This window comes from Stenotrophomonas rhizophila (assembly GCF_000661955.1).
GTDB classification, from domain to species: Bacteria; Pseudomonadota; Gammaproteobacteria; order Xanthomonadales; family Xanthomonadaceae; genus Stenotrophomonas; species Stenotrophomonas rhizophila.
Map to the genome: position 1 here is coordinate 4,640,228 of NZ_CP007597.1, position 8,749 is coordinate 4,648,976.

The 8,749-nt window shown below is 53.4% G+C and carries 2 tRNA genes and 5 rRNA genes (1 of these 7 only partly in view); all 7 read left to right on the forward strand.

Going from position 1 to position 8,749, the window contains the following annotated elements:
* A 23S ribosomal RNA gene (locus tag DX03_RS20285) occupies positions 1 to 2,704 on the forward strand; it begins 175 nt to the left of the window's first position.
* Between the two features lie 169 nt (positions 2,705 to 2,873).
* Positions 2,874 to 2,988, forward strand: a 5S ribosomal RNA gene (rrf, locus tag DX03_RS20290).
* Between the two features lie 506 nt (positions 2,989 to 3,494).
* Positions 3,495 to 5,041: ribosomal RNA gene (locus DX03_RS20295) — 16S ribosomal RNA — on the forward strand.
* 95 nt (positions 5,042 to 5,136) lie between these two features.
* Positions 5,137 to 5,212, forward strand: a tRNA-Ala gene (locus DX03_RS20300).
* A gap of 48 nt (positions 5,213 to 5,260) precedes the next feature.
* Positions 5,261 to 5,337, forward strand: a tRNA-Ile gene (locus DX03_RS20305).
* Positions 5,338 to 5,566: 229 nt separating this feature from the next.
* Positions 5,567 to 8,445: ribosomal RNA gene (locus DX03_RS20310) — 23S ribosomal RNA — on the forward strand.
* 169 nt (positions 8,446 to 8,614) lie between these two features.
* Positions 8,615 to 8,729 (forward strand): 5S ribosomal RNA (gene rrf, locus DX03_RS20315).
* Together the 16S, 23S and 5S rRNA genes with 2 tRNA genes alongside form the textbook arrangement of a ribosomal RNA operon.
* The last annotated feature ends 20 nt before the right edge of the window (positions 8,730 to 8,749 follow it).

Genomic DNA, 8,749 nt, shown 5'->3' on the forward strand with positions numbered 1-8,749 from the left:
AACCTGGTGAACTGAAATATCTAAGTAACCAGAGGAAAAGAAATCAACCGAGATTCCCTGAGTAGCGACGAGCGAACGGGGACTAGCCCTTAAGCTGGAATGGTTCTAGAAAAACAGCCTGGAACGGCTGGCCATAGAAGGTGATAGCCCTGTATTTAAAAGGGCCACTCCAGTGAAGACGAGTAGGGCGGGGCACGTGAAACCCTGTCTGAACATGGGGGGACCATCCTCCAAGGCTAAATACTACTGACCGACCGATAGTGAACCAGTACCGTGAGGGAAAGGCGAAAAGAACCCCGGAGAGGGGAGTGAAATAGATCCTGAAACCGTGTGCGTACAAGCAGTAGGAGCTCGAAAGAGTGACTGCGTACCTTTTGTATAATGGGTCAGCGACTTACTGTTCGTGGCAAGCTTAACCGTATAGGGGAGGCGAAGGGAAACCGAGTCTGATAAGGGCGCATAGTCGCGGGCAGTAGACCCGAAACCGGGTGATCTAGTCATGGCCAGGGTGAAGGTGCCGTAACAGGTACTGGAGGCCCGAACCCACGTCTGTTGCAAAAGACGGGGATGAGCTGTGATTAGGAGTGAAAAGCTAATCGAACCCGGAGATAGCTGGTTCTCCTCGAAAGCTATTTAGGTAGCGCCTCATATGTATCCTCTCGGGGGTAGAGCACTGTTATGGCTAGGGGGTCATCGCGACTTACCAAACCATTGCAAACTCCGAATACCGAGACGGACTGTATGGGAGACACACGGCGGGTGCTAACGTCCGTCGTGAAAAGGGAAACAACCCAGACCCACAGCTAAGGTCCCAAATTCACTGCTAAGTGGAAAACCATGTGGAAAGGCACAGACAGCCAGGAGGTTGGCTTAGAAGCAGCCACCCTTTAAAGAAAGCGTAATAGCTCACTGGTCGAGTCGGTCTGCGGGGAAGATTTAACGGGGCTAAGCAGTGAACCGAAGCTTGGGGTGTGCATATTTATATGTACGCGGTAGAGGAGCGTTCCGTAAGCCGTTGAAGGTGGATTGAGAAGTCTGCTGGAGGTATCGGAAGTGCGAATGCTGACATGAGTAACGATAATGCGGGTGAAAAACCCGCACGCCGAAAGCCCAAGGTTTCCTTGCGCAACGTTAATCGGCGCAGGGTGAGTCGGCCCCTAAGGCGAGGACGAAAGTCGTAGTCGATGGGAAGCAGGTTAATATTCCTGCACCTCGCGTAAGTGCGATGGAGGGACGGAGAAGGTTAGGTGTACCCGGCGTTGGTTGTCCGGGGGAAAGGAGGTAGGTTTGAATCTTTGGCAAATCCGGGATTCTTCAAGACCGAGCACCGAGACGAGCCTTTAAGGCGAAGTCACTGATACCACGCTTCCAGGAAAAGCTCCTAAGCTTCAGCTTACGCAGACCGTACCGTAAACCGACACAGGTGGGTAGGATGAGAATTCTCAGGCGCTTGAGAGAACTCGGGTGAAGGAACTAGGCAACATGGCACCGTAACTTCGGGAGAAGGTGCGCCCTTTTTGGTGGCTCATGCGAGCTATAGCTGAAGAGGGCCGCAGAAACCAGGCCGCTGCGACTGTTTATCAAAAACACAGCACTCTGCAAACACGAAAGTGGACGTATAGGGTGTGACGCCTGCCCGGTGCTGGAAGGTTAATTGATGGGGTCAGCCGCAAGGCGAAGCTCTTGATCGAAGCCCCAGTAAACGGCGGCCGTAACTATAACGGTCCTAAGGTAGCGAAATTCCTTGTCGGGTAAGTTCCGACCTGCACGAATGGCGTAACGACAGCGGCGCTGTCTCCACCCGAGACTCAGTGAAATTGAAATCGCTGTGAAGATGCAGCGTTCCCGTGGCAAGACGGAAAGACCCCGTGAACCTTTACTATAGCTTTACACTGAACGTTGAGTTCGTCTGTGTAGGATAGGTGGGAGGCTATGAAACTGTGGCGCTAGCTGCAGTGGAGCCATCCTTGAAATACCACCCTGTCGTGCTTGACGTTCTAACCTGGGTCCATAATCTGGATCGGGGACCGTGTATGGTGGGTAGTTTGACTGGGGCGGTCTCCTCCTAAAGAGTAACGGAGGAGCTCGAAGGTACGCTCAGCGCGGTCGGACATCGCGCACTGTGTGCAAAGGCATAAGCGTGCTTGACTGCAAGATCGACGGATCAAGCAGGTAGGAAACTAGGACTTAGTGATCCGGTGGTTCTGTATGGAAGGGCCATCGCTCAACGGATAAAAGGTACTCCGGGGATAACAGGCTGATACCGCCCAAGAGTTCATATCGACGGCGGTGTTTGGCACCTCGATGTCGGCTCATCACATCCTGGGGCTGTAGTCGGTCCCAAGGGTATGGCTGTTCGCCATTTAAAGTGGTACGCGAGCTGGGTTCAGAACGTCGTGAGACAGTTCGGTCCCTATCTGCCATGGGCGTTGGAGATTTGAGAGGGGCTGCTCCTAGTACGAGAGGACCGGAGTGGACGAACCTCTGGTGTTCCGGTTGTCACGCCAGTGGCATTGCCGGGTAGCTATGTTCGGAAGCGATAACCGCTGAAAGCATCTAAGCGGGAAGCGCGCCTCAAGATGAGATCTCCCGGGGCACAAGCCCCCTGAAGGAACCATATAGACTATGTGGTTGATAGGTCAGGTGTGTAAGTACAGCAATGTATTGAGCTAACTGATACTAATGATCCGTGTGGCTTGACCATATAACCTCAAGTTGCCTTGGCCGACATGACATGTCGATAGAGCCCAAGTGCACGCTACGTCACAAGACCAAACGAGAGGCAGGCGCTCAGGCGCGTCTCTTTGTAAAGCCGGCACATCCGTGCCCGCTCCCTGCAAAGACACGCTCTGCGGCGACACTCCAAAAGCCTCCCTGGTGAAATTAGCGCTGTGGAACCACCCGATCCCATCCCGAACTCGGAAGTGAAACGCAGCTGCGCCGATGGTAGTGTGGCTCAAGCCATGCGAGAGTAGGTCATCGCCAGGGTTTATACCCCGAAAACCCCGTTGCTCACGCAACGGGGTTTTCCTTTTTATGTAAGCACATGATTTTTCATGGACTTACACCGACAACTTCAAGAAGAACGTTAAGTTCATCAAACAAGTTGTTGACAGATTCGAAAAGCCTGACATAATAGGCGGCTCGCAACGACGAAAGCCTCTCGAGGCAAACGACGAAGCGGCATCGGCAACAACGTTTCACTTCGGTGAAACGGCCTTGAAAAAGGTGTTGACGAAGCAGATAAGCCGGTCTACAATGGGCGGCTCGCAACGACGGAAACGTCGGGGCAAACGGAAGAAGGCGCTGAGGCCGATTCCAAAGTTCTTTGACAGTATGCGCAGGTATCTTGTGAAGGCGCCTGCAGGAAGGATGTATGTCCATCTTGCAGACGTTTGATCAAGCAACATATCAATTGTTTTAAAGCAAGCGAAACGTTGCCAGCGGTCAAGCATCTGCAGCTTTAAATTTTTAGTCCTCGGACTATGCGTTTTTAAGTGAAGAGTTTGATCCTGGCTCAGAGTGAACGCTGGCGGTAGGCCTAACACATGCAAGTCGAACGGCAGCACAGTAAGAGCTTGCTCTTATGGGTGGCGAGTGGCGGACGGGTGAGGAATACATCGGAATCTACCTTTTCGTGGGGGATAACGTAGGGAAACTTACGCTAATACCGCATACGACCTTCGGGTGAAAGCAGGGGACCTTCGGGCCTTGCGCGGATAGATGAGCCGATGTCGGATTAGCTAGTTGGCGGGGTAAAGGCCCACCAAGGCGACGATCCGTAGCTGGTCTGAGAGGATGATCAGCCACACTGGAACTGAGACACGGTCCAGACTCCTACGGGAGGCAGCAGTGGGGAATATTGGACAATGGGCGCAAGCCTGATCCAGCCATACCGCGTGGGTGAAGAAGGCCTTCGGGTTGTAAAGCCCTTTTGTTGGGAAAGAAAAGCAGTCGATTAATACTCGGTTGTTCTGACGGTACCCAAAGAATAAGCACCGGCTAACTTCGTGCCAGCAGCCGCGGTAATACGAAGGGTGCAAGCGTTACTCGGAATTACTGGGCGTAAAGCGTGCGTAGGTGGTTGTTTAAGTCTGTTGTGAAAGCCCTGGGCTCAACCTGGGAATTGCAGTGGATACTGGGCGACTAGAGTGTGGTAGAGGGTAGTGGAATTCCCGGTGTAGCAGTGAAATGCGTAGAGATCGGGAGGAACATCCATGGCGAAGGCAGCTACCTGGACCAACACTGACACTGAGGCACGAAAGCGTGGGGAGCAAACAGGATTAGATACCCTGGTAGTCCACGCCCTAAACGATGCGAACTGGATGTTGGGTGCAATTTGGCACGCAGTATCGAAGCTAACGCGTTAAGTTCGCCGCCTGGGGAGTACGGTCGCAAGACTGAAACTCAAAGGAATTGACGGGGGCCCGCACAAGCGGTGGAGTATGTGGTTTAATTCGATGCAACGCGAAGAACCTTACCTGGTCTTGACATGTCGAGAACTTTCCAGAGATGGATTGGTGCCTTCGGGAACTCGAACACAGGTGCTGCATGGCTGTCGTCAGCTCGTGTCGTGAGATGTTGGGTTAAGTCCCGCAACGAGCGCAACCCTTGTCCTTAGTTGCCAGCACGTAATGGTGGGAACTCTAAGGAGACCGCCGGTGACAAACCGGAGGAAGGTGGGGATGACGTCAAGTCATCATGGCCCTTACGACCAGGGCTACACACGTACTACAATGGTAGGGACAGAGGGCTGCAAACCCGCGAGGGCAAGCCAATCCCAGAAACCCTATCTCAGTCCGGATTGGAGTCTGCAACTCGACTCCATGAAGTCGGAATCGCTAGTAATCGCAGATCAGCATTGCTGCGGTGAATACGTTCCCGGGCCTTGTACACACCGCCCGTCACACCATGGGAGTTTGTTGCACCAGAAGCAGGTAGCTTAACCTTCGGGAGGGCGCTTGCCACGGTGTGGCCGATGACTGGGGTGAAGTCGTAACAAGGTAGCCGTATCGGAAGGTGCGGCTGGATCACCTCCTTTTGAGCAAAGACAGCATCGTCCTGTCGGGCGTCTTCACAAGTAACCTGCATTCAGAGTTTCACGTCGGCCTGGCCGACGTGGATAGTCCCGTATATGGGGCCTTAGCTCAGCTGGGAGAGCACCTGCTTTGCAAGCAGGGGGTCGTCGGTTCGATCCCGACAGGCTCCACCACACGTCACACGTTTATCGGTGTGTTCGGCAATGAGCTAAACGGACATTGGGTCTGTAGCTCAGGTGGTTAGAGCGCACCCCTGATAAGGGTGAGGTCGGTAGTTCGAGTCTACCCAGACCCACCACTCTGAATGACTAGCGCATACAAAGAATTTATTACGCATCGGCATTGTGGCCGGTACGTGTTCTTTTAAAACTTGTGACGTAGCGAGCGTTTTGAGATTCTATCTTGACGTGTCGTGAGGCTAAGGCGGAAGACTTAAATGTCTTCTTATTAATTGAGTCGTTATATTTCGTATCTGGGCTTTGTACCCCCAGGTCATATATGTAACCCAAGGCAACTTGCGGTTATATGGTCAAGCGAATAAGCGCACACGGTGGATGCCTTGGCGGTCAGAGGCGATGAAGGACGTGGCAGCCTGCGAAAAGTATCGGGGAGCTGGCAACAAGCTTTGATCCGGTAATGTCCGAATGGGGAAACCCACCCGCTTGCGGGTATCCTGCAGTGAATACATAGCTGCTGGAAGCGAACCTGGTGAACTGAAATATCTAAGTAACCAGAGGAAAAGAAATCAACCGAGATTCCCTGAGTAGCGACGAGCGAACGGGGACTAGCCCTTAAGCTGGAATGGTTCTAGAAAAACAGCCTGGAACGGCTGGCCATAGAAGGTGATAGCCCTGTATTTAAAAGGGCCACTCCAGTGAAGACGAGTAGGGCGGGGCACGTGAAACCCTGTCTGAACATGGGGGGACCATCCTCCAAGGCTAAATACTACTGACCGACCGATAGTGAACCAGTACCGTGAGGGAAAGGCGAAAAGAACCCCGGAGAGGGGAGTGAAATAGATCCTGAAACCGTGTGCGTACAAGCAGTAGGAGCTCGAAAGAGTGACTGCGTACCTTTTGTATAATGGGTCAGCGACTTACTGTTCGTGGCAAGCTTAACCGTATAGGGGAGGCGAAGGGAAACCGAGTCTGATAAGGGCGCATAGTCGCGGGCAGTAGACCCGAAACCGGGTGATCTAGTCATGGCCAGGGTGAAGGTGCCGTAACAGGTACTGGAGGCCCGAACCCACGTCTGTTGCAAAAGACGGGGATGAGCTGTGATTAGGAGTGAAAAGCTAATCGAACCCGGAGATAGCTGGTTCTCCTCGAAAGCTATTTAGGTAGCGCCTCATATGTATCCTCTCGGGGGTAGAGCACTGTTATGGCTAGGGGGTCATCGCGACTTACCAAACCATTGCAAACTCCGAATACCGAGACGGACTGTATGGGAGACACACGGCGGGTGCTAACGTCCGTCGTGAAAAGGGAAACAACCCAGACCCACAGCTAAGGTCCCAAATTCACTGCTAAGTGGAAAACCATGTGGAAAGGCACAGACAGCCAGGAGGTTGGCTTAGAAGCAGCCACCCTTTAAAGAAAGCGTAATAGCTCACTGGTCGAGTCGGTCTGCGGGGAAGATTTAACGGGGCTAAGCAGTGAACCGAAGCTTGGGGTGTGCATATTTATATGTACGCGGTAGAGGAGCGTTCCGTAAGCCGTTGAAGGTGGATTGAGAAGTCTGCTGGAGGTATCGGAAGTGCGAATGCTGACATGAGTAACGATAATGCGGGTGAAAAACCCGCACGCCGAAAGCCCAAGGTTTCCTTGCGCAACGTTAATCGGCGCAGGGTGAGTCGGCCCCTAAGGCGAGGACGAAAGTCGTAGTCGATGGGAAGCAGGTTAATATTCCTGCACCTCGCGTAAGTGCGATGGAGGGACGGAGAAGGTTAGGTGTACCCGGCGTTGGTTGTCCGGGGGAAAGGAGGTAGGTTTGAATCTTTGGCAAATCCGGGATTCTTCAAGACCGAGCACCGAGACGAGCCTTTAAGGCGAAGTCACTGATACCACGCTTCCAGGAAAAGCTCCTAAGCTTCAGCTTACGCAGACCGTACCGTAAACCGACACAGGTGGGTAGGATGAGAATTCTCAGGCGCTTGAGAGAACTCGGGTGAAGGAACTAGGCAACATGGCACCGTAACTTCGGGAGAAGGTGCGCCCTTTTTGGTGGCTCATGCGAGCTATAGCTGAAGAGGGCCGCAGAAACCAGGCCGCTGCGACTGTTTATCAAAAACACAGCACTCTGCAAACACGAAAGTGGACGTATAGGGTGTGACGCCTGCCCGGTGCTGGAAGGTTAATTGATGGGGTCAGCCGCAAGGCGAAGCTCTTGATCGAAGCCCCAGTAAACGGCGGCCGTAACTATAACGGTCCTAAGGTAGCGAAATTCCTTGTCGGGTAAGTTCCGACCTGCACGAATGGCGTAACGACAGCGGCGCTGTCTCCACCCGAGACTCAGTGAAATTGAAATCGCTGTGAAGATGCAGCGTTCCCGTGGCAAGACGGAAAGACCCCGTGAACCTTTACTATAGCTTTACACTGAACGTTGAGTTCGTCTGTGTAGGATAGGTGGGAGGCTATGAAACTGTGGCGCTAGCTGCAGTGGAGCCATCCTTGAAATACCACCCTGTCGTGCTTGACGTTCTAACCTGGGTCCATAATCTGGATCGGGGACCGTGTATGGTGGGTAGTTTGACTGGGGCGGTCTCCTCCTAAAGAGTAACGGAGGAGCTCGAAGGTACGCTCAGCGCGGTCGGACATCGCGCACTGTGTGCAAAGGCATAAGCGTGCTTGACTGCAAGATCGACGGATCAAGCAGGTAGGAAACTAGGACTTAGTGATCCGGTGGTTCTGTATGGAAGGGCCATCGCTCAACGGATAAAAGGTACTCCGGGGATAACAGGCTGATACCGCCCAAGAGTTCATATCGACGGCGGTGTTTGGCACCTCGATGTCGGCTCATCACATCCTGGGGCTGTAGTCGGTCCCAAGGGTATGGCTGTTCGCCATTTAAAGTGGTACGCGAGCTGGGTTCAGAACGTCGTGAGACAGTTCGGTCCCTATCTGCCATGGGCGTTGGAGATTTGAGAGGGGCTGCTCCTAGTACGAGAGGACCGGAGTGGACGAACCTCTGGTGTTCCGGTTGTCACGCCAGTGGCATTGCCGGGTAGCTATGTTCGGAAGCGATAACCGCTGAAAGCATCTAAGCGGGAAGCGCGCCTCAAGATGAGATCTCCCGGGGCACAAGCCCCCTGAAGGAACCATATAGACTATGTGGTTGATAGGTCAGGTGTGTAAGTACAGCAATGTATTGAGCTAACTGATACTAATGATCCGTGTGGCTTGACCATATAACCTCAAGTTGCCTTGGCCGACATGACATGTCGATAGAGCCCAAGTGCACGCTACGTCACAAGACCAAACGAGAGGCAGGCGCTCAGGCGCGTCTCTTTGTAAAGCCGGCACATCCGTGCCCGCTCCCTGCAAAGACACGCTCTGCGGCGACACTCCAAAAGCCTCCCTGGTGAAATTAGCGCTGTGGAACCACCCGATCCCATCCCGAACTCGGAAGTGAAACGCAGCTGCGCCGATGGTAGTGTGGCTCAAGCCATGCGAGAGTAGGTCATCGCCAGGGTTTATACCCCGAAAACCCCG